Annotated in this window: 21 protein-coding genes; 13 read left to right on the top strand and 8 right to left on the bottom strand. The window is 68.8% G+C overall.

Translation table 11 applies throughout. The features are described 5' to 3' along the window. Window positions 1-154: 154 nt before the first annotated feature. The 3 genes from carB to IWC96_RS01450 all read left to right on the top strand — a co-directional run bounded on the left by carB (window position 155) and on the right by IWC96_RS01450 (window position 5,416). Entirely contained in the window at window positions 155-3,469 is a 3,315-nt protein-coding gene (gene carB / locus IWC96_RS01460) for a carbamoyl-phosphate synthase large subunit (protein WP_196838226.1), read from the top strand. A gap of 71 nt (window positions 3,470-3,540) precedes the next feature. Continuing rightward, window positions 3,541-4,038: a hypothetical protein gene (locus tag IWC96_RS01455; RefSeq protein ID WP_196838225.1), complete on the top strand. Its 498-nt coding sequence runs from the start codon at window positions 3,541-3,543 to the stop codon at window positions 4,036-4,038. A 70-nt stretch (window positions 4,039-4,108) separates the two neighbouring features. Beyond that, the gene (locus tag IWC96_RS01450; protein WP_021697477.1) at window positions 4,109-5,416 is read left to right on the top strand and encodes an amidohydrolase; all 1,308 of its coding nucleotides are present in this window, start codon (window positions 4,109-4,111) and stop codon (window positions 5,414-5,416) included. A gap of 3 nt (window positions 5,417-5,419) precedes the next feature. Here the strand turns inward: IWC96_RS01450 and IWC96_RS01445 are convergent, their stop codons facing one another. After that, the gene (locus IWC96_RS01445) at window positions 5,420-5,662 is read right to left on the bottom strand and encodes a hypothetical protein (protein WP_021697478.1); all 243 of its coding nucleotides are present in this window, start codon (window positions 5,660-5,662) and stop codon (window positions 5,420-5,422) included. Between the two features lie 140 nt (window positions 5,663-5,802). On the opposite strand from IWC96_RS01445, the gene IWC96_RS01440 reads away from it, so the two are divergent. From IWC96_RS01440 to IWC96_RS01410, 7 genes are all read left to right on the top strand, one after another. After that, window positions 5,803-6,594, top strand: coding sequence for a hypothetical protein (locus IWC96_RS01440; RefSeq protein ID WP_021697479.1), 792 nt, complete (start codon window positions 5,803-5,805; stop codon window positions 6,592-6,594). A gap of 48 nt (window positions 6,595-6,642) precedes the next feature. Beyond that, complete coding sequence (gene purL / locus IWC96_RS01435) at window positions 6,643-8,841, top strand: phosphoribosylformylglycinamidine synthase subunit PurL (protein WP_196838224.1); 2,199 nt, start codon at window positions 6,643-6,645, stop codon at window positions 8,839-8,841. Window positions 8,842-8,845: 4 nt separating this feature from the next. Then, a complete protein-coding gene (locus IWC96_RS01430; RefSeq protein WP_196838223.1) occupies window positions 8,846-10,237 on the top strand; it encodes a cytochrome P450 in 1,392 nt (463 codons plus the stop codon). Window positions 10,238-10,295: 58 nt separating this feature from the next. Beyond that, window positions 10,296-10,535 (top strand): BolA family protein, encoded by a 240-nt coding sequence (locus IWC96_RS01425; RefSeq protein ID WP_021697483.1) that lies wholly within the window; start codon window positions 10,296-10,298, stop codon window positions 10,533-10,535. A 4-nt stretch (window positions 10,536-10,539) separates the two neighbouring features. Next, a complete protein-coding gene (locus IWC96_RS01420) occupies window positions 10,540-11,448 on the top strand; it encodes an aldo/keto reductase (protein ID WP_021697484.1) in 909 nt (302 codons plus the stop codon). Between the two features lie 71 nt (window positions 11,449-11,519). After that, window positions 11,520-11,867, top strand: coding sequence for a Grx4 family monothiol glutaredoxin (gene grxD / locus IWC96_RS01415; RefSeq protein ID WP_021697485.1), 348 nt, complete (start codon window positions 11,520-11,522; stop codon window positions 11,865-11,867). A gap of 2 nt (window positions 11,868-11,869) precedes the next feature. Beyond that, window positions 11,870-12,292 (top strand): thioesterase family protein, encoded by a 423-nt coding sequence (locus tag IWC96_RS01410; protein WP_021697486.1) that lies wholly within the window; start codon window positions 11,870-11,872, stop codon window positions 12,290-12,292. A gap of 13 nt (window positions 12,293-12,305) precedes the next feature. On the opposite strand, the gene IWC96_RS01405 is transcribed toward IWC96_RS01410, so the two are convergent. From IWC96_RS01405 to IWC96_RS01380, 6 genes are all read right to left on the bottom strand, one after another. Continuing rightward, window positions 12,306-12,701 carry a hypothetical protein gene (locus IWC96_RS01405; protein WP_021697487.1) on the bottom strand — a complete coding sequence of 132 codons (396 nt, stop codon included), beginning with the start codon at window positions 12,699-12,701 and terminating at the stop codon, window positions 12,306-12,308. 198 nt (window positions 12,702-12,899) lie between these two features. Further along, complete coding sequence (scpB, locus tag IWC96_RS01400; RefSeq protein ID WP_021697489.1) at window positions 12,900-13,556, bottom strand: SMC-Scp complex subunit ScpB; 657 nt, start codon at window positions 13,554-13,556, stop codon at window positions 12,900-12,902. Beyond that, window positions 13,553-14,377 carry a ScpA family protein gene (locus IWC96_RS01395; protein ID WP_021697490.1) on the bottom strand — a complete coding sequence of 275 codons (825 nt, stop codon included), beginning with the start codon at window positions 14,375-14,377 and terminating at the stop codon, window positions 13,553-13,555. The genes scpB and IWC96_RS01395 overlap by 4 nt, the downstream gene beginning before the upstream one ends. Continuing rightward, complete coding sequence (gene nagZ, locus IWC96_RS01390) at window positions 14,374-15,432, bottom strand: beta-N-acetylhexosaminidase (protein WP_196838222.1); 1,059 nt, start codon at window positions 15,430-15,432, stop codon at window positions 14,374-14,376. The genes IWC96_RS01395 and nagZ overlap by 4 nt, the downstream gene beginning before the upstream one ends. Further along, window positions 15,432-16,181: an SPOR domain-containing protein gene (locus IWC96_RS01385; protein ID WP_196838221.1), complete on the bottom strand. Its 750-nt coding sequence runs from the start codon at window positions 16,179-16,181 to the stop codon at window positions 15,432-15,434. Before IWC96_RS01385 ends, nagZ begins: the two co-directional genes overlap by 1 nt. An 84-nt stretch (window positions 16,182-16,265) precedes the next feature. Then, entirely contained in the window at window positions 16,266-17,447 is a 1,182-nt protein-coding gene (locus IWC96_RS01380; protein ID WP_021698690.1) for a deoxyguanosinetriphosphate triphosphohydrolase, read from the bottom strand. An 81-nt stretch (window positions 17,448-17,528) separates the two neighbouring features. Here IWC96_RS01380 and erpA point away from each other — a divergent pair, with 81 nt between their 5' ends. Beyond that, window positions 17,529-17,897, top strand: a complete 369-nt coding sequence (gene erpA / locus IWC96_RS01375; RefSeq protein ID WP_021698691.1) for an iron-sulfur cluster insertion protein ErpA — start codon at window positions 17,529-17,531, stop codon at window positions 17,895-17,897. Between the two features lie 83 nt (window positions 17,898-17,980). Here erpA and IWC96_RS01370 read toward each other — a convergent pair whose 3' ends face one another. Continuing rightward, a complete protein-coding gene (locus IWC96_RS01370) occupies window positions 17,981-18,340 on the bottom strand; it encodes a hypothetical protein (RefSeq protein ID WP_045319447.1) in 360 nt (119 codons plus the stop codon). A 102-nt stretch (window positions 18,341-18,442) separates the two neighbouring features. Between IWC96_RS01370 and IWC96_RS01365 the strand changes: the two genes are divergently transcribed. Both IWC96_RS01365 and IWC96_RS01360 read left to right on the top strand, forming a co-directional pair. After that, window positions 18,443-18,727: a metalloregulator ArsR/SmtB family transcription factor gene (locus tag IWC96_RS01365; RefSeq protein WP_021698692.1), complete on the top strand. Its 285-nt coding sequence runs from the start codon at window positions 18,443-18,445 to the stop codon at window positions 18,725-18,727. Beyond that, complete coding sequence (locus tag IWC96_RS01360; RefSeq protein WP_021698693.1) at window positions 18,727-19,392, top strand: SdpI family protein; 666 nt, start codon at window positions 18,727-18,729, stop codon at window positions 19,390-19,392. The genes IWC96_RS01365 and IWC96_RS01360 overlap by 1 nt, the downstream gene beginning before the upstream one ends. The last annotated feature ends 6 nt before the right edge of the window (window positions 19,393-19,398 follow it).

Below are 19,398 nucleotides of genomic sequence, written 5' to 3'. Positions count from 1 at the left end.
GCGTGATACGGCGAACAGTGCCCCGAATGCGACAGTATGAGTTCAGTCTTGTGTCGCGTGGAGGCTGCCTCTAAAGCGCTCGACTTAGCCTTAAAGCCATCACGACGGTCGCCACACCTGTGCGCGCGAACCGTCACGCGCGAGTGTGAACCGAATGCCCAAACGCACCGACATCAAGTCCATCCTGATCATCGGGGCCGGGCCCATCGTCATCGGGCAGGCGTGCGAGTTCGACTATTCGGGCGTGCAAGCGTGCAAGGCGCTGAAGGCTGAGGGGTACCGGGTGATCCTGGTCAACTCCAACCCGGCCACCATCATGACCGACCCGGAGGTGGCCGACGCCACCTATATCGAGCCGATCACACCCGAGATGGTCGAGAAGATCATCGAGAAGGAGCGGCCCGACGCCCTGCTGCCCACCATGGGCGGTCAGACGGCGCTGAACACCGCCCTGGCCCTGGACGCCTCGGGCGCCCTGAAGCGGCTGGGCGTGGAGATGATCGGGGCCCGGGCCGAGGTCATCGACAAGGCCGAGGACCGGCAGAAATTCCGCGACGCCATGGACAAGCTGGGTCTGGAAAGCCCCCGCTCCAAGGCCGTGCACCACATCGACGAGGCCGAGGACGCCCTGGCCTTCGTGGGCCTGCCCGCCATTGTCCGGCCCAGCTTCACCCTGGCCGGCACCGGCGGCGGCATCGCCTACAACGTCGAGGAGTTCCGCGAGATCGTGGAGCGCGGGCTGGACCTGTCGCCGACCACCGAGGTGCTGATCGAGGAATCGGTGCTAGGCTGGAAAGAGTACGAGATGGAAGTGGTCCGCGACCATGCGGACAACTGCATCATCGTCTGCTCCATCGAGAACATCGACCCGATGGGCGTCCACACCGGCGACTCCATCACCGTGGCCCCTGCCCTGACGCTGACCGACAAGGAATATCAGCGGATGCGCACGGGCTCGATCAATGTGCTGCGCGAGATCGGGGTGGAGACCGGCGGGTCGAACGTCCAGTGGGCGATCAACCCGAAGGACGGCCGCATGGTCGTCATCGAGATGAACCCGCGCGTGTCGCGCTCGTCGGCCCTGGCGTCCAAGGCCACCGGCTTCCCCATCGCCAAGGTCGCCGCGCGTCTGGCCGTCGGCTACACCCTGGACGAACTGACCAACGACATCACCCGGGTGACCCCGGCCAGCTTCGAGCCGTCCATCGACTATGTGGTCACCAAGATCCCGCGCTTCGCCTTCGAGAAGTACCCGGGCGCCGAGCCGATGCTGTCCACCTCCATGAAGTCGGTGGGCGAGGTCATGGCCATTGGCCGAACCTTCAAGGAGTCCATGCAGAAGGCCCTGCGCGGGCTGGAGACCGGGCTCAACGGCTTCGACGAGATCGAGATCGACGGCGTCGCGCCGGTCGCCGGGGGCGCCGAGGATGAGGCCGCCATCAAGGGGGCGGTGGTGCGCGCCCTGGGCCTGCCGACGCCGAACCGCATCCGCGTCATCGCCCAGGCCTTCCGCCACGGGCTGAGCGTCGAGGAGGTGCAGGCCGCCTGTTCCTATGAGCCGTGGTTCCTGCGCCAGATCGCCGAGATCGTGCGCGAGGAGGGCCATGTGCGGGTCAAGGGCCTGCCCGCCGACGCCGTCGAGTTCCGACGCCTGAAGGGCATGGGCTTTTCCGACGCCCGACTTGCCAAGCTGACCGGGACCACCGAGAAGGCCGTGCGCGACGCCCGCCGGGGTCTGTCGGTGCGTCCGGTGTTCAAGCGCATCGACACCTGCGCCGCCGAGTTCGCCAGCGCCACCGCCTATATGTATTCGACCTATGAGACCGGCGCCCTGGGCCAGGTCCCCGACTGCGAGGCCGAGCCGTCGGACCGCAAGAAGGCGATCATCCTGGGCGGCGGGCCGAACCGCATCGGTCAGGGCATCGAGTTCGACTACTGCTGCTGTCACGCGGCCTTCGCCTTCGCCGACATCGGGGTGGAGTCGATCATGGTCAACTGCAACCCGGAGACCGTCTCCACCGACTACGACACCTCCGACCGGCTGTATTTCGAGCCCCTGACGTCAGAGGACGTGCTGGAGTTGATCGACGTGGAGCGCTCGAAGGGCGACCTGATCGGCGTGGTGGTCCAGTTCGGCGGCCAGACGCCCCTGAAGCTTGCCCATGCGCTGGAAGAGGACGGCGTGCCGATCCTCGGCACCTCGGTCGACTCCATCGACCTGGCCGAGGACCGCGAGCGGTTCCAGAAGATGCTGCACGACATCGGCCTGCAGCAGCCGCCCAATGGCCTGGCCCGCTCGGCCGAGGAAGCCGCCGAAAAGGCCGAGGAAGTCGGCTATCCGGTGGTGCTTCGTCCGTCATACGTCCTGGGTGGCCGCGGCATGATGATCGTGCACGACCGCGAGCAGCTGGATCGCTACGTGGGCGAGGCCATGAAGGTCTCGGGCGACGATCCGGTCCTGATCGACCACTATCTGAACCGCGCCACCGAGGTGGACGTGGACGCCATCTGTGACGCCGACGACGTGTTCGTGGCGGGCGTGCTGGAGCACATCGAGGAAGCCGGCGTCCACTCGGGCGACAGCGCCTGCTCCATGCCCCCCTATTCCCTGTCCGAGGCGGTGGTGGCCGAGCTGATGCGCCAGACGGAAGCGATGGCGAAAGCCCTGAAGGTGCGCGGCCTGATGAACGTGCAGTTCGCCATCGAGGAGCCGCACAGCGAAAATCCCCGCATCTTCGTGCTTGAGGTCAATCCGCGCGCCAGCCGCACCGTGCCCTTCGTGGCCAAGACCATCGGCGAGCCTGTCGCCGCCATCGCCGCCAAGGTCATGGCGGGCGAGACGCTGGCCTCCTTCGGGCTGACGCACAAAGCCTACGACCACATCGCGGTGAAGGAGGCGGTGTTCCCCTTCGCCCGGTTCGCCGGCGTCGACACGGTGCTGGGGCCGGAAATGCGCTCCACCGGCGAGGTCATGGGTCTGGACTGGAAGCGCGAGGACGAGGCGGACATGCAGGGCGCCTTCGCCCGCGCCTTCGCCAAGTCGCAGCTGGGCGGCGGGACCATCCTGCCCACCGCGGGTTGCGCCTTCGTCTCGGTGCGCAATGACGACAAGCCGTTCATCCTGGGCGCGGTGAAGAAGCTGATCGAGCAGGGCTTCTCCATCCTGGCCACCGGCGGCACCCACGCCTACCTGACCGAACAGGGCCTTGAGGTCGGGCTGGTCAAGAAGGTGCTGGAGGGTCGTCCCCACATCGTCGACGCCATGAAGAACGGCGAGGTGCAGCTGGTCTTCAACACCACCGAGGGCAAGCAGTCCCTGTCGGACAGCTTCTCCATCCGGCGCACGGCCCTGATGATGAAGATCCCCTACTACACCACCACCCCCGCCGCCCTCGCGTCGGCCCAGGCCATCGCGGCCATCAAGGCCGGTGAACTGGATGTGCGACCGTTGCAGGGATACGCGCACTAGCCGCGCGAGGACGGCTTGTTCATCGCCATCTGAAGTGCTTGCCTGTCGGCTTCGTCCGAGGGGGATAGGTCATGAAGCTGTGGGCAGGTGCGGCGGCGGCGCTGCTGTTGTTGGGGTCGTCGCCGGCTGTGGCCCAGCCGGCGCAGGAGCCCGAAATTTCCGCCGAAGACATCGCGGCCGCCAGCGCGATCCCCGACGCCTTTCTCGTCCGGCTGAGGTCGGGCAACGGGGCCGCTGCGATCGGCCAGGCGTTCGCTGGAACCATGATGGAATACCAGAACGCGCAGTTGCAGGCGCTGATCACCTATCTGAACACCCTGACGGACTACTACGGCCCGGTCACCGGATGGGAGCTGGGACGCCAGGAGGCCTTCACCAGTCGGCTGGTGCGCCAAACCTACCTGGTGTTCACCGATAACGGCCCGTTCGTGGCCACCTTCGACCTCTATCGCCGATCAACCGGCTGGATCTTGCTGCGGATCAACCTTCACGACCGAAGCCATGACTTGTTCCATCAGACGACGCCGTCGGCTCCGTCTCCGGCTCCGGATCCGGCTCCGGCCAGCTAGACACCGGAATGGAGCCGATTGCGTTGGCGGACCACGACGCTACAGTCCCTGGGAACACAGGGGCTGAACCATGAAACGACTGCTGATGCTGGCGGCCTGCGCGGCCGCTCTCGCCTCACCCGCCTTCGCCCAGGACGCGGCGCTGGAGCGGGCGGTGGCGCAGGACTATCAGGCCAATCTGGCGGCCCTTTGGGATCACTTCCACCGCAACCCGGAGCTGTCGGGGCTGGAGGTCCAGACCGCCGCGCGCATGGCGCAGGAGCTGGAGACGCTGGGCTATGAGGTGACCACCGGCGTGGGCGGCCACGGCGTGGTGGCGATCCTGCGCAACGGCGACGGGCCCACGGTCATGCTGCGCGCGGACATGGACGGCCTGCCCATCGCCGAGGATTCGGGCCTGGCCAACGCCTCGACCGCGCGGCAGGTGGACCACGACGGAACCGAAAAGCCGGTCATGCACGCCTGCGGCCACGATGTGCACATCACCGCCCTGGTGGGCACGGCCCGCCAGATGCAGGCGCGACGCGACAACTGGTCCGGCACCCTGATCCTGATCGCCCAGCCTGCGGAAGAGACCATCTCCGGCGCCCGCACCATGATGCAGGACGGGCTGTACGAGCGTTTCCCCAGGCCGGACTACGCCGTCGCCTTCCACGTGGCCTCGGGGCTGGAGGCCGGGCTCATCATGGTGCCCGAGGCCATCGCCTATTCCAGCTCGGACAGCGTGGACATCACCGTGCGGGGCGTGGGCGCCCACGGCGCCTCGCCGCATATGGGCGTCGACCCGGTGCTGGTGGCCAGCCAGATCGTGGTGTCGCTGCAATCCATCGTCAGCCGCGAGATCGCGCCCCTGAGCCCCGGCGTCATCACCGTCGGTTCGATCCACGGGGGCATCAAGCACAACATCATCCCCGACCGGGTGGATCTGCAGCTGACCGTGCGCTCCGATGATTTCGAGGTGCGCGAGCAGCTTCTGGACGGCATCGACCGGGTGGCGCGGGGCACGGCGGTGGCGCTGGGGGTGCCCGACGATCTGCTGCCGGTAGTGACGCGATCCCAGACCCAGACCACGCCACCGACAATCAACGACACGCCCACCGCCGCCATCGTGCGCTCGGCCATCGCGGCGGGCATGGGGGAGGACATCCTGATCGAACGCCGACGCGAGGGCATGGGAGCGGAGGACTTCTCCTATTTCATCGCGCCGGACACGGGCGTGCGCGGGGTCTATTTCGCGGTGGGCGGAACGGCTCAGGGCGAGCTGGAGACGGCGTCATCCCACCACTCGCCCTTCTTCCGCATCGAGCCAGAGCCGTCCGTCACCGCCGGGGTGACGGCCATGGTGCTCGCGGCCGAGGCGCTGTTCGCCGCCGACTAGACGTCAGGCGCCGGGTTCGCGCGGCGCCTGGCCCTGAACGCCGATGGAGTCGTCGATGGGGTCGACCTCGTCCTGAACGTCTTCCAGATCTTCGTCGTCCGCGTTGGCGGCCTGGATCGCGTTTGGATCGCGCTGGGCCTCAAGTTCGCGCTGGCCCAGGCCGAGGCCTTGCTGGCTGGCGCGATCAGCCTTGGTCTCGTCGGTTTCGAAGTGGGGGTCTTCGGGTGTGGTGTTGCTGTCGGTCATGACTCTCTCCGTCGGGCGGACAGTCCGCCCTCCACGGCGGCAACCTCGGGCCTCGCCGAATGTTCCTGTAGCGCAGTCGCAACCTTTCCCCGCCCGGAAGCGTAGTTATTGTAACGCTTGAAACCACCTGAAAGCGCGTCATGTCCTCCATCATCCGCCCAACCGCCGCCCAGCAGACCCGCCGCTTCGTGGTGCTGGCCGCAGCCCTCTTCGCCCCCATCGTCGGCTACGGCCAGATGCTGCTGGGGTGGGGACAGAGCCCCGCCGAGTTCTCCGCAGACGGCGACCAGACCCTGCGCGTGGCGGGCTACGCCTTCACCATCTGGGGTCTGATCTACACCTGGCTGATCGCCTATGGCGTCTGGCAGGTGCTGCCCCGCACCGGCGAGAGTGATCTGCTCAGCCGCATGGGCTGGCCCTCGGTGGCGGGCATGGTCGGCATCGGCCTTTGGGTCATCGCCTCGGCGGCGGACCAGGACGCGGCGACCGTCGTGCTGATCGCCGGTTCCGGGCTGGTGCTGGTCGTGCCGATGCTGATGAGCACCCAGCTGATCCGCGCCGCGCCGACGCGGGACTCCGACCGCTGGCTGGTCGCCTGGCCCCTGGGCCTGCTGGCCGGGTGGCTGACCATCGCCACGGCCGCCAACGTCCTGACCGTCGCCACCGCGAACGACGCCCTGCCCCCCGGCCTGCCGCCCACCGGCTGGGCCCTGCTGGCGGTGACCCTTGTGGTTGCGGCCGCCCTGCTGGTGACCTGGCGCCTGCGCCTGATGGCCTATCCCCTGCCCATCGCCTGGGGCCTGATGGCCGTGTTCGTGGCCGAGCAGGAGCGAAACCCGGTGCTGGGCTTTTCCGCCCTCGCCGCATCGCTGCTGGTTCTGATCGTCGCCCTGATCCTGGTGTTCCGCCTGAAGCGCGACATCGCGCGCTGACGCACGCGAGAGGCTGACACGACTCCCCGGGGACGCTAGAAGCGCGCCATGAGCGCGCACACCCCCACCATGGCCGAACTGGCCGCCGAGTACGGCCTGGCCGAAAACGAATATCAGGTCGTCCTGGACCGCCTTGGGCGAGAGCCCAATCAGGTGGAGCTGGGCGTCTTCTCGGTGATGTGGTCCGAGCACTGCTCCTACAAGTCGTCCAAGATCCACCTCGGCAAGTTTCCCACCAAGGGACCGCGGGTCATCTGCGGACCGGGGGAGAACGCCGGGGTCATCGACATCGACGACGGCGACGCCTGCATTTTCAAGATGGAGAGCCACAACCACCCGTCGTTCATCGAGCCCTATCAGGGCGCGGCGACGGGCGTGGGCGGCATCATGCGCGACGTCTTCACCATGGGCGCGCGGCCCGTGGCCCTGTTGAACGCCCTGCGCTTCGGCGATCCGGAGCATGAGAAGACCCGCCGCCTCGTCACCGGCGTGGTCGCCGGCATCGGCGGCTACGGCAACTGCGTGGGCGTGCCCACCGTGGCGGGCGAGACCAATTTCCACCGGGGCTACAACGGCAACATCCTGGTCAACGCCATGTGCGTGGGCGTGGCCAAGGCGGATTCCATCTTCTATTCCGCCGCCCCGGCGGCGGGCCATTCGGTGGTCTATTTCGGCTCCAAGACCGGACGCGACGGCATCCACGGCGCCACCATGTCCTCGGCCGAGTTCGACGACGAGTCCGACGCCAAGCGCCCCACGGTGCAGGTCGGCGACCCCTTCGCCGAGAAGCTGCTGATCGAGGCGACCCTGGAGCTGATGGCCTCGGGCGCCGTGGCCGCCATCCAGGACATGGGCGCCGCGGGCCTGACGTCCTCGTCCGTCGAGATGGCCGGCAAGGGCGGCGTGGGCATCGAACTGGACCTGGATCACGTGCCCCAGCGCGAAGAGGGCATGACCGCCTACGAGATGATGCTCTCCGAAAGCCAGGAGCGCATGCTGGCGGTGCTCAAGCCGGGCCGCGAGGACGACGGCCGCCGCATCTTCGAGAAATGGGGACTGGACGCCGCCGTCATCGGCAAGACCACCGACACCGGCCATCTGGTGCTGAAGCACAAAGGCGAGGTGGTGTGCGACGTGCCGCTGGCGCCCCTGTTCGACGACGCGCCGCTGTATGACCGACCGTGGACCCAGCCGACCCTGCACCCGCGCATCGACCCCAAGGACGTGCCCGCCCCCGCCGACTGGACCGACGCGGTGCTCAAGGTCATCGCCTGCCCCGACATGGCCTCCAAGCGCTGGATCTGGGAGCAGTACGACCGCCACGTCATGGCCGACACCCTCCAGGACTCCGCCACCGGCGCCGACGCGGGCGTGGTGCGCGTCCACGGCACCGACAAGGGTCTCGCGGTCACCAGCGACTGCACCCCCCGCTATGTCCAGAACGACCCCTATGAAGGCGGCAAACAGGCGGTGGCCGAGGCCTGGCGCAACCTGACCGCCGTGGGCAGCCGCCCCATCGCCATCACCGACAACCTGAACTTCGGCAATCCGCAGCGCCCCGAGATCATGGGCCAGATCGTCCGGGCCATCGACGGCATGGCCGAGGCCTGCGCCGCCCTGGACTTCCCGGTCGTGAGCGGCAACGTGTCGCTCTACAACGAGACCAACGGCGTCGCCATTCCGCCCACCCCCACCGTGGGCGCCGTGGGCCTGCTGCCCAACTATGACGTGACCACCGGCTTCGCGGGCATGGTCGAAGGCGATGCGCTGGTCCTGATCGGCGACACCAACGGCGAACTGGGCGCCTCCATCTATCTGCGCGAGGTGCTGGGCCGCGAGGACGGCGCCCCCCCGCCGGTGGACCTGAAGCTCGAGCGCAAGACTGGCGACTTCGTGCGCGACCTGATCGAGGCGGGCAAGCTGACCGTGGTGCACGACCTGTCCGACGGCGGTCTGATCGGCGCCGCGGCGGATCTGGCGCTGGCATCGGACACCGGCGTCGTGCTGGACGCCACCAGCGAACAGCACGCCCACATCCTGCTCTTCGCCGAGGATCAGGCCCGCTATCTGGTCGCGGTTCAGGACGCCGAAGCGCTGATCGCCGCCGCCCGCGAGGCCGGGCTGCACGCCTCGGTCGTGGGGCGCGCGGGCGGAACTGATTTCGCGTCGAAGGGCTTGTTCAGCATCCCCCTGGCCGAGCTTCGTCGTCGTCACGAAGGCTGGCTGCCCGACTGGATACAAGGCTGATCTCATGAGCATCACGGCGGACGCGGTTTACAGACCCCAGATTCCGCCGCGACGCGCCGGCGGGCCGCTGTCCACCCCCGCCTTCCTGTGGCTCAGTTGGCGTGATCCGCTGCGCATCTGGTCGGACCGGCACTTCGAGCTGCCGCAGATCCACGGACGCGGGCTGTTCGGCGAAATGCTGGTGGTCAGCCATCCCGACGGCGTCCGTCGGGTGTTGACCGAGAACGCCGCCAACTATGTGAAGGGCGACCTCCAAAGGCGCGTTCTGGGCCCGCTGCTGGCCGAGGGCATGTTGCTGGCCGAGGGCGAGGACTGGCGCCGCGCCCGGCGCATCATGGCGCCCCTGTTCACCCCGGCGCGCATCGGCGGCCTGAACCGGCGCATGGCCGAGGTCTGCGAGGCGCGGATCGCCGGATGGCGACTGGCCCCGCAGGGCCGCGTCATGGACATGGACAGCGAGTTGTCCGGTCTGACCTTCGACATCCTGTCCGCGACCATGTTCTCCGATGATCTGGGCGGCCAGGCCGCCGACTTCGAGCGCGCCCTGAACAGCTTTCTTTCCGCCGGGGCCCGCATCGATCCGCTGGACGTGATGGGCGCGCCGGACTGGGCGCCGCGCCTGGGCCGCATCGCCAGCCACCGCTCGGCCGTGTTCTTCGAAAAGCGCGTCACCGCCCTCGTGGCCGCGCGGCGGGCGCAGATGGAGGCGGGGCGCCCGGCGCCGCCCGACCTGCTGACCGCCCTTCTGACCGCCCGGGACGAGGGCGGCGGCCGCGGCCTCAGCGACACCGAGGTGGCGGCCAACATCCTGACCTTCATCCTGGCCGGGCACGAAACCACCGCCCGGGCGCTGGGCTGGACCCTGCATCTGCTCTCGCGCCAGCCCGAGGTCATGGCCAGGGTTCAGGCCGAGGCGGACGGCTTCGACATCGACCAGCCGGACTGGGCCGACCGCATGCCGTGGATCCGGGCGGCCTTCGAGGAGACCATGCGGCTGTTCCCGCCCGCCCCGACCATGGCGCGCAAGGCGCTGGAGGCGGACGTGATCGGGGGCCAGGCCATCGGGGCGGGGACCACGGTGGTGATCTCGCCCTGGGTGCTGCAACGTCACCGCCTGCTGTGGGACGATCCCGACGCTTTCAGGCCCGAGCGGTTCCTGCCGGAGAACCGCAGGGCGGTCGACCGCTACGCCTACATCCCCTTCAGCGCGGGGCCGCGCGTCTGCATCGGCGCCAGTTTCGCCGTGCAGGAGGCGATGATCGCCCTGGCCGTCATCCTGCGCGAGGCCCAGGTGGAGCCGATCTCGCGGATCGAGCCCCGCCCGGTGCACCAGGTGACGCTTCGCGCCCACCGTCCCATCGCGCTCAGACTACGGAAGCGCCAGACGGCCGCGTAAGCCGCCCCTTAAGGATTATCGGCCATCCTTAACGCCGTTATTTGGAGGCCGATTCCCCATGCCCATGCCTGTCGAGGCGCTGGAACAGCATCTGCGCGAGGCGTTTCCCGACGCCGAGATCCAGATTCAGGATCTCGCCGGCGACGGCGACCACTATCGCGCGCGCATCGTTTCGACCGCCTTCACCGGCCTGTCCCGGGTGAAGCAGCATCAGGCCGTCTATGCAGCCCTGAAGGGCAAGATGGGCGGCGAACTTCACGCCCTGGCGCTGGAGACCAGCGCCCCCGAGGGAACCTGACACAATGCGCTATCGTCCCCTTGGCCGCTCCGGTTCGGCCGTTTCAGCCCTGACCCTGAAGATCGGCTCGGACGCCCTGGCCGGCGGCCCCTCTCGCGCCCAGTCTCTGGTGTTCGCGGGACTGGAGGCGGGCATCAACACCGTGCACCTGACCAGCGCCGATCCGGTGCTTGCCGAGGCGGTGGGGCAAGCCCTGTCTCAGGTTGATCGCAAGCTCATTCAACTCTCCGTCAGCCTGGGCCGCGTCGACGCGCGGCGGGGCGGCCGTGATTTCTCGCCCGAGGCCCTGACCGGCTCCATCGACCGCATCCTGCACGCCTCCGGCCTGGGCTGGATCGATCTGGCCCTGCTGGACGAGCCGGGCGAGGACGAGATGCCCCAGACCGCCCTGAACGCCCTCAAGGCCCAGCGCACTGCCGGACGCATCCGCATGCTGGGCATCGCCGGGGACGGCGAGGTGATGGACGCCTACATCTCCACCGGCGCGTTCGACGTGCTGGCCACCAGCTATCACGTGAACTCTCCCTGGCAGACCAAGCATCGCATACGAGCGGCGCTGGAACGGGACATGGCGGTGGTGGCCTATGGCTATTTCCCGGAAGAACTGGATACGGCGAAGAAGGCGGAAACGGTTCACGTCCCCAGAAAGGGTCTGTTCGGCCTGGGCGGGCGTCCCAAGCATGATCCGCTGGCCGGCGCGGGCACCTTCGCCTTCCTGCACCGGACCCACGGCTGGAGCGCCGAGCACATCTGCCTGGCCTTCGCCCTGACCGACCCGTCCGTCGCCACGGTCATGGTCGACGCCTCCCACAGCGAGCGCATCGAGGCCCTGGCCGCCGTGCCGGAGCGCGATCTGCCCCCCGGCCTGGCCGCCCAGATCGAGATGGCGCGGGTCCGCATGGCGGCGGCTTGATCCTCCCCAAGCCTTGACCCTGCCCCGATCGGTCCCTAGCTGACGGGTTCCTCCCGAACAGGCGAACTCCCGTGACCGATACGAACGAGAACCCCGTCCACGCCTTCATCGGCGCCACCGTGGCCGAGCACCCGGTGGTGCTGTTCATGAAGGGCACCCCCGACGCGCCGCGCTGCGGCTTCTCAGCCGCCGTCGTGCAGATCCTGGATCATGTGGGCGCGCCGTTCGTCGGCGTGGACGTGCTTCAGGACGAAGCCCTGCGGGACGGCATCAAGACCTTCACCGACTGGCCCACCATCCCGCAGCTGTATGTGAAGGGTGAATTCGTCGGCGGCTCGGACATCGTGCGCGAGATGTTCCAGTCCGGCGAGCTTCAGCAGGCCCTGACCGAAAAGGGCGTGGTCCTGGGCGAGGCCTGATCGTGGCCCGGCAGGCGCTGACCCCGCGCGAGGATCGCCAGGTCTTCACCCTGCCCCTGACCATCCGCGACGAGCACATCGACGAGAACGGCCACGTCAACAATGTGGTCTATGTGGGCTGGCTGCAGGAAGCCGGCACAGCCCATTGGAACAGCCGGTTCAGCGCCGAAGACCGGGCCCGCTGGTCCTGGGTCGCGCTACGGCACGAGGTGGACTATTTCCGCCCCCTGCCCCCCGGCGCGACGGTCGTGGCCCGCACCTGGGTCGGCGATCCGCAGGGGCCGCGCTTCGCCCGTTATGTCCTTATCGAGGACGGCGAGGGCCGTCTGTGCGCCCAGGGCCTTTCCGAATGGTGTCTGGTGGACGCCGAGACCCTGCGTCCGCACCGCATTCCGCCCGAAATGGTCAGGCCGTTCGAGGCCTGACCAATCGCTGCATTCAGGGCACGACCAGCGGATTGGCCAGCACCAGGGCGGCGCCCCGTTCCAGGCCCAGCTCCGCATAGGTCCAGGACAACTCCACACCCTCGGCGATCAGGGCGCGGCAGTGGTCGGGTTCGCTGCGGAACAGGGTCATTTCTCCGGCCATGGCGCCGCCGTCCACGATCTCCACGCGGAAATCAGACTTCTCGGTGCAGCCGTTGGAGGTGACGCGCACCACCGCCTGGTCGCGCTCGAAACGCACGCCGTGCACGCTTTCCAGTTCACGCGGCTCCAGCTCCACCGAGGTGGCCGAGGCGGCGCGCACGGTCGTCGTCTCGCCGCTGTCGCTGGAGTAGATGACGCAGCCGCCCAGCATCAGCGGGGCGGCCAGCAGCAGGGGAAGGAAGCGCATCAGCGGTTCGAATCTTCGCTGGTGGTGATGACGCGCGTGGTGGGCTCGTCAGTGGAGATGATGATGCAGCCGGACAGCAGCGGTGCGGCGATGGCGGCGATCAGAAGAATACGAAGCATTGGGAGGCCCCTTGAGTGACTTGATGCCCGATACTGCCAAGGCGCGCGTGCAAAGACACGTGAACAATCGGAAAGGGTGTCAGCCCTTGTCCTCGCCCCCCTCCACGAAGTCCTGAACGAACTCGGGCGTGTCGCCGTCCTCGACGGGGTCCTCGTCCTCGCCTTCGCCACGCGAAGGGTCCGGCACCTCGAACCCGGCGGGCAGGGACAGGTCCAGCAGGCCGGCGGCCTTCATCTCCTGCACGCCCGGCAGGTCATACAGGCTGGCCAGGCCGAAATGCTCCATGAAGCGGTCCGCCGTGGCGTAGGTGACCGGCCGCCCCGGCGTGCGCCGCCGCCCCTTCAGCTTCACGAACCCCATCTCCAGCAACAGGTCCAGGGTGCCCTTGGAGATGCTGACTCCGCGCACGCTCTCGATCTCGGCTCGGGTGACGGGCTGGTGGTAGGCGATGATGGCCAGGGTCTCCAGCGCGGCCCTGGACAGCCGGCGCGGCTCCTCGCGCTCCTCGGTCATCAGGAACGACAGGTCAGGCGCCGTGCGGAAGCGCCAGCGGCCCGCCACGCATTCCAGCTCCACCCCCCGGCCTGCATAACGCTCGATCAGGGCGGTGAGCGTCCCGCCCACATCGGCCCCTTCGGGCAGGCGGCGCGCGATCTCCTCCACCGACAACGGCGCGGCGGCGGCGAACAGCAGGGCCTCGATGCGGCGCTCCAGATCGTCGGGTTCCACGGTCACGGCGTCAGCTCCAGCGGCTGGCCGATATCGCGGCGGCGCAGGTAGAGGTCATCGAAGGCCCGGGTCTGGCGCACGTCCATGGCGCCTTCCTTGACCAGCTCCAGGCTGGCCGAGAGGGTCGAGGCCACATAGGAGGCCTGGGTCGGCCCCTCCCCGCCCCGCGCCCGCGTCGGGGCGACCTTCTCCAGCGGGGTCCAGTCGGCCAGTTTCGGCATCACCTCACGCAGCCAGTCGCGGGCTTCCTCGAGGGCGAAGGCCTCCACCCGCTGGGTGGGCGTATAGTGGCGGTGCTCCTCGCGGCGACGCTGGACCACATAGGCCACCATCAGGTCGTACAGGCTGATGTCCACCCGGTCCGACGGCACGATGACCGTGGCCTCCGGGTCGCCGCGGGTGAACACGTCGCGCTTGAGCTGAGGCCGCGCCGTGATGGCCTCCACGGCCGTGCGCATGGCCTCAAGCTTCTTGAGGCGGAAGGCGAGCGCGGCGGCCATCAGCTCGGCGGGCGGCTCATCCTTGGTCTTCTGCTCGTTGCGGGGCAGCAGCAGGCGGGACTTCAGATAGGCCAGCCACGACGCCATCACCAGATAGTCCGCCGCCAGCGAGAAATTGCGGCTGCGCGCCTCGTGCACGAAGGCCAGATACTGTTCGGCCAGCTTCGTGATCGACAGCTTCAGCAGATCGACCTTCTGGGTGCGGGCCAGCGCCAGCAGCACGTGCAGCGGCCCCTCATAGCCGTCGATGTCCACCACGAAGGTCTGGTCGTCGGGCACCGCGTCCACCGCATCGAAGCCCAGATCGGTCTGGAATTCCTCGGTCATGCCTCACCCGCCGCCGGGCCGGCCGCCGCCGTCATCCGACCCGCCAGCCGCGCCGCGAACCGGGCGCGGGCGTGGGCCTCGTCCAGCGGCTCGGGCGTGGCGGGCACGCGGGCCAGCGCCGCCTCGGCCCGCTTCGCCGCCGCACCCCTCAGGCGTCCGACGCCCTCGGCCACGGCGCGCATCTCGTTGAGATTGCCGTTGCAGTGCAGGACCACGTCGCATCCGGCCTTCAGCGAGGCCTCGGCCCGTTCCCGCAGCGAGCCGCTGAGGGCGTTCATGGACAGGTCGTCGGTGATGATCAGGCCGCCGAAACCCAGACCGCCCCTCGCCACGTCCTCGCGCATCAGCCTGACCGCCTTGCGCGAGGTGGTGGCCGGCCGCTTCCTGTCGATGGCCTCGAACACCACATGGGCGGTCATGGCCAGGGGCATGTCCGACAGGGCGCGGAACGGCGCGAAATCCCAGGCGTCCAGGGTCTTCAAGGGATCGGACACCACCGGCAGGGCGTGGTGGCTGTCGGCCGTGGCGCGGCCGTGTCCGGGCATGTGCTTGATCACCGGCAGGACGCCGCCCGCCAGCAGGCCCTCCGCCGCCGCCCGGCCCAACAGGGCCACCGTGGCGGGATCGTGGGCGTAGGCCCGGTCGCCGATGATGTCGTGGGCCCCCGGCGTCGGCGCGTCCAGCACCGGCAGGCAGTCCACCGTGATCCCCAGCGCCAGCAGGTCATGGGCGATCAGCCGCGCACCCAGACGGGCCAGCTCGCGCGCCTCCAGCGGATCTTTCGTGGCCTCCAGATAGGCCGCGCCCGGCGGATAGGCGGGCCAGTGGGGCGGGCGCAGGCGTTGGACCCTCCCGCCCTCCTGATCGATCAGGATGGGCGCGTCGGCCCGCCCCACGGTCTCGCGCAGGGCGGCGGTGAGGGCGCGGACCTGATCGGGCGTCTCCACATTGCGGCGGAACAGGATGAAGCCCCAGGGCCGGACGTCGCGGAAGAAACGCCGCTCCTCCTCGCCCAGCACCGGGCCTTCACATCCATAGATCGCCGCCGAGATCACTAGCGGACCAGACAGTCGCGTCCGGCGTTCCTGAGCGCGGCGCAGAAGGCCGTCGCCTGCTCGCGCGAGAAGCCGTTGAAGGTGGTGCGGTACAGGGTCGAGCCCGCCGAGCTGGTCACCTGCTCCACGCCCTTGGTGCGGCCCCGCGCATATTCGGGGAAGGCGGCGGCCACGGCGGCGTATTCCCGATCCGCCACTTCGCGGGACGAGAAGGCGCCGATCTGAACCGAGGCGGACCCTGTGGCTGCAGCAGGCGCGGGCTCGGGGCGGGGCGCGGGCGTCGCCTTTTCGGCAGGCGCGGGATTGGGCGTCTCGGCGACCCGCGCGGGCGGCAGCGGCGCGGCCTCGGCGGGTTCGCGCGGCTCGGGGCGGGGCTGGACTTCTTCCGGCGGCGGCGCGAACTCAGGCGTCTCGCCCTCAGGGGCCGCGTCATAGGCGGTGATGTCGCCTTCCGGATCCACCGGCTGGGCGTCCACGGGCGCGGGACCGGTCAGATCGCCCACCGACTCGCCCACCACCGGCGGCGCATCACCCGGCGAGCGCACCCCGCCGATGCCGTAGATCAGCCCGATGGCCGCCAGCAGAACCAGCAGCACCACCACGCTGATGATCAGCATCATGGGAATGGGCTTCTTGGGAGCCCCCCCACGCGCGTCGAAACCGCCCCGGCGGAACGGCAGATCGTCGTCGTCCGGGGGCGTATAGGCGCCGCGGTCGGGATCGTTGCGGTTGTTATCGTCATAGGACATGGCGCGCTTCCAGGTCAGGCCGCCCGCGAATCGCGGGATCGAACCCCTATCTTACGCCCCGCCCGGCCTTCGGTTTAAGTCGAATCACAGATCGAGCTGCAGGTCGAGGCTGAACAGCTTCCTGTGCTCCTCGATGGCGTAGCGATCCGTCATGCCCGCGATGTAGTCGCACACCGCCCGGGCGCGCCGGTCCGGGTCCTCGCTCCTGGCCTTGCCACTCCATTCCGGGGGCAGGACGTCGGGCTCGCGCATGAACAGGGCGAACATCTCCGACAGGATGCGCCTGGCCTGGCTGCGCGTGCGGTTGACCCGGTAGTGGCGGTACATCCGCTCGTACAGGAACGCCCGCAGGCGCCCCAGGTCCTCCATCATGGGCCCCGAGAACTGCACCAGGGTGCGGCCGGCGGTCCGCACGTCCTCGGCGGTACCGATCCGGTCCTCGGCGATGCGGCGCTCGGTCTCGGCCAGCACATCGTCGATCATGGCCCCGATCATGCGCCGCACGGCCTCCAGCCGTATCATGCGGTTGTCCAGATCAGGCCAGTCCTTGCGCGTGCCGTGCAGGATCGGCCCGATCAGGGGCACGTCGTTGAGGTCGTCCAGACGGAACAGCCCCGCCTGCACCCCGTCGTCCACGTCGTGGTTGTTGTAGGCGATGTCGTCGGCGATGGCGGCGGCCTGGGCCTCCAGCGAGGCGAAGCTGTCCAGCCGCAGGTCCCATTCGGCGCCATAGTCGGCGATGGCGCGCCAGGACGGCTTGTCCAGCTGGTCCGTCACCGGTCCGTTGTGCTTGACCACCCCCTCGATGGTCTCCCAGCTCAGGTTCAGGCCGTCGAAGGCGGGATAGCGCTCCTCCAGCTTCGTCACCACGCGGAAAGTCTGGACGTTGTGGTCGAAGCCGCCGTGGGCCGCCATGCACAGCTGAAGCTCGTCCTCGCCCGCGTGGCCGAACGGCGGATGGCCCAGGTCGTGGGCCAGGGCGACGGTCTCGGCCAGATCCTGATCCAGCTTCAGCGCGTGGGCGATGGACCGGGCGATCTGGGCCACCTCCAGACTGTGGGTCAGGCGGGTGCGGTAGTGGTCGCCCTCGTGCGCCACGAACACCTGGGTCTTTTCCTTCAGGCGGCGGAAGGCGGTGCAGTGGATGATCCGGTCCCGGTCCCGCGCAAAGGCGTTGCGGGTGCGGCTGACGGTCTCGGGAACCAGCCGCCCCCGCGACTGATCGGGGGCCTCGGCATAGGGGGCGCGTTGGGCGGACAAGGTCACTCGGGCGTCTTTGTCTGATCGCGGGCCTTTGCGAACGCCCGCAAGCGCCTCATATAGAGGGACGTGAGCACCGTCCAACCCATGATCCCATCCGGCCTGTCCCTCAGCATCGCCCAGCGCGCGCCTGAGGGCATCGTGCTGTCCGAAAGCGGCGCGCGGCGTCTGGCCGAACTGTCGGCCGACGAAGGCCGCGCCGTCCTGCTGCGCGTGGCCGTCGACGGCGGCGGGTGCTCGGGCTTCCAGTACCGCTTCGAACTGGTCGAGGCCGCCGAGGACGACGACCTGCGCGTGGAGCGTGACGGCCAGGCCGTGGTCATCGATCCGGTCTCCATCCCCTTCCTCAAGGGCTCCGAGATCGCCTTCGTGGACGAACTGGCCGGCGCCCAGTTCGTGGTCCGCAACCCCAACGCGGCCTCCAGCTGCGGCTGCGGCGTCAGCTTCTCTATCTAAAGGACGCAAGCGGCCGGGGCCTCTGTTCGTGCAGGGGCGATTTCCGGCTGTCCTGATGAGGATTTCCGCTCGACCCGTGCCGCTCAGGGCCCGGATCGGGGCTGGGACCGCGATCTGAAGGGCGGATAAGGGCCGCTGTGCGGGATTTTCGCCGACGCTTCGTCGTTACACCGGCGCAATTGGTGCAATTGGTGCAATTCGTCGGACGATTTCGGCGCATCCGACCGCGCGTGGAGGCCGGGGGCCGAGTCTGCATCCTCGCTGTCGTCTGGAGCGGGGCCGGGCCGGTCCGGTCGCGGCATGGCGGTCAGGCGGGCGTGAATGATGAGCCAGCGCTCGGTCTCTCGCGCACGGCCGGCACGCAGGGCCCGCGCCGCCCAGCGCCAGGCCCTGTCGATCATCCAGTCCAGGTCCGTTACGGCGTCCTCGTCCTGCACGGCCATGGTCTCCCCTTCTCTCTCCAGTCTGAAGCAGCGATGCGTCAATCAGGGACGTGGCGGTTCTACCCCTTGCAATTAGGATTTTTCCTAATTAGCCTCCCTCCTATGAACAGCGTGTTCAAGGCCCTGTCCCATCCGGTCCGGCGGCGCATCATCGCCATGCTGAGGGCAGGCCCAATGGCGTCCGGCGACATCGCGGCGGCCTTCGACATGGCCTGGCCGACGGTGACCGGACACCTGACCGCGCTGAAGGACGCCGGGCTGGTCAGCGCCGAGCGGGATGGATCCTCCATCCGCTATCGGCTCGATATCTCGGCGGTGGAGGAGGCGCTGGCGTTCCTGATGGATCTGACCGGCGCGCGGGACGACCTGAACGACAAGGAGGGGTGATGAAAGCGCGACTGAACCTGATCGACTTGGCCACTGTAGCGGCCAGTCTGGCCATCCTGACCTATGCCGCCTGGATGCTGCTGTCCGGGCCGCAGGGCGCCATTCCCATGCACTACGGCGCCGACGGGACGCCCGACCGCTTCGGCGACCGCATGGAGGCCGGTCTGGTGATCGGCGCCATGGGCCTGATGCTGGCCGCCATCGGCTGGGGGTTCGCCCATTACGCCCGCCGCACGGACGACGTTTCGCGACGCCGCGGCCTTCTGGCCGGGCAGCTGGTCACACTTCTGACCGTCGGGGCCACGACCGCCTTCATGGTCATGATGATGGCCGGCGGCGCCCTGCCATCGCCCGCCCTGCAGATGGGCGGCATGGGCCTGCTGTTCCTGGCCGTGGGCGCCTTTCTGGGCCGTGTGGGGCCGAATGTCGCCGTGGGCGTGCGCACGCCCTGGACCTTCAAGAGCCGGCTGGCGTGGGAGAAGTCCAACCGCCTGGCCGGGCGGCTGTTCAGCCTGCTGGGTCTGATCGGCATTGTGGCCGCACCCTTCGCGCCCCAGCCCGCCGGCATGATGACCCTGATCGGGGGCGTCTCCGTCGCCGCCCTTTGGTCGGTCCTTGAAAGCTGGCGCGTGTGGCGCGCCGATCCCGACCGCCAACCTTTCTGAACCGGA

It is taken from the genome of Brevundimonas sp. BAL450 (assembly GCF_015767455.1).
Classification (GTDB): domain Bacteria; phylum Pseudomonadota; class Alphaproteobacteria; order Caulobacterales; family Caulobacteraceae; genus Brevundimonas; species Brevundimonas abyssalis.
Note: the sequence above shows the minus strand (reverse complement) of the source record. Positions and strands in the feature narration are given on the sequence as shown.

Excerpts from the sequence above, each read along its gene's own strand:
- carB (WP_196838226.1), top strand. The coding sequence starts at position 155 with ATGCCCAAACGCACCGACATCAAGTCCATCCTGATCATCGGGGCCGGG.
- IWC96_RS01455 (WP_196838225.1), top strand. The coding sequence starts at position 3,541 with ATGAAGCTGTGGGCAGGTGCGGCGGCGGCGCTGCTGTTGTTGGGGTCG.
- IWC96_RS01450 (WP_021697477.1), top strand. The coding sequence starts at position 4,109 with ATGAAACGACTGCTGATGCTGGCGGCCTGCGCGGCCGCTCTCGCCTCA.
- IWC96_RS01445 (WP_021697478.1), bottom strand. The coding sequence starts at position 5,662 with ATGACCGACAGCAACACCACACCCGAAGACCCCCACTTCGAAACCGAC.
- IWC96_RS01440 (WP_021697479.1), top strand. The coding sequence starts at position 5,803 with ATGTCCTCCATCATCCGCCCAACCGCCGCCCAGCAGACCCGCCGCTTC.
- purL (WP_196838224.1), top strand. The coding sequence starts at position 6,643 with ATGAGCGCGCACACCCCCACCATGGCCGAACTGGCCGCCGAGTACGGC.
- IWC96_RS01430 (WP_196838223.1), top strand. The coding sequence starts at position 8,846 with ATGAGCATCACGGCGGACGCGGTTTACAGACCCCAGATTCCGCCGCGA.
- IWC96_RS01425 (WP_021697483.1), top strand. The coding sequence starts at position 10,296 with ATGCCCATGCCTGTCGAGGCGCTGGAACAGCATCTGCGCGAGGCGTTT.
- IWC96_RS01420 (WP_021697484.1), top strand. The coding sequence starts at position 10,540 with ATGCGCTATCGTCCCCTTGGCCGCTCCGGTTCGGCCGTTTCAGCCCTG.
- IWC96_RS01405 (WP_021697487.1), bottom strand. The coding sequence starts at position 12,701 with ATGCGCTTCCTTCCCCTGCTGCTGGCCGCCCCGCTGATGCTGGGCGGC.
- IWC96_RS01395 (WP_021697490.1), bottom strand. The coding sequence starts at position 14,377 with ATGACCGAGGAATTCCAGACCGATCTGGGCTTCGATGCGGTGGACGCG.
- IWC96_RS01385 (WP_196838221.1), bottom strand. The coding sequence starts at position 16,181 with ATGTCCTATGACGATAACAACCGCAACGATCCCGACCGCGGCGCCTAT.
- erpA (WP_021698691.1), top strand. The coding sequence starts at position 17,529 with ATGATCCCATCCGGCCTGTCCCTCAGCATCGCCCAGCGCGCGCCTGAG.
- IWC96_RS01370 (WP_045319447.1), bottom strand. The coding sequence starts at position 18,340 with ATGGCCGTGCAGGACGAGGACGCCGTAACGGACCTGGACTGGATGATC.
- IWC96_RS01365 (WP_021698692.1), top strand. The coding sequence starts at position 18,443 with ATGAACAGCGTGTTCAAGGCCCTGTCCCATCCGGTCCGGCGGCGCATC.
- IWC96_RS01360 (WP_021698693.1), top strand. The coding sequence starts at position 18,727 with ATGAAAGCGCGACTGAACCTGATCGACTTGGCCACTGTAGCGGCCAGT.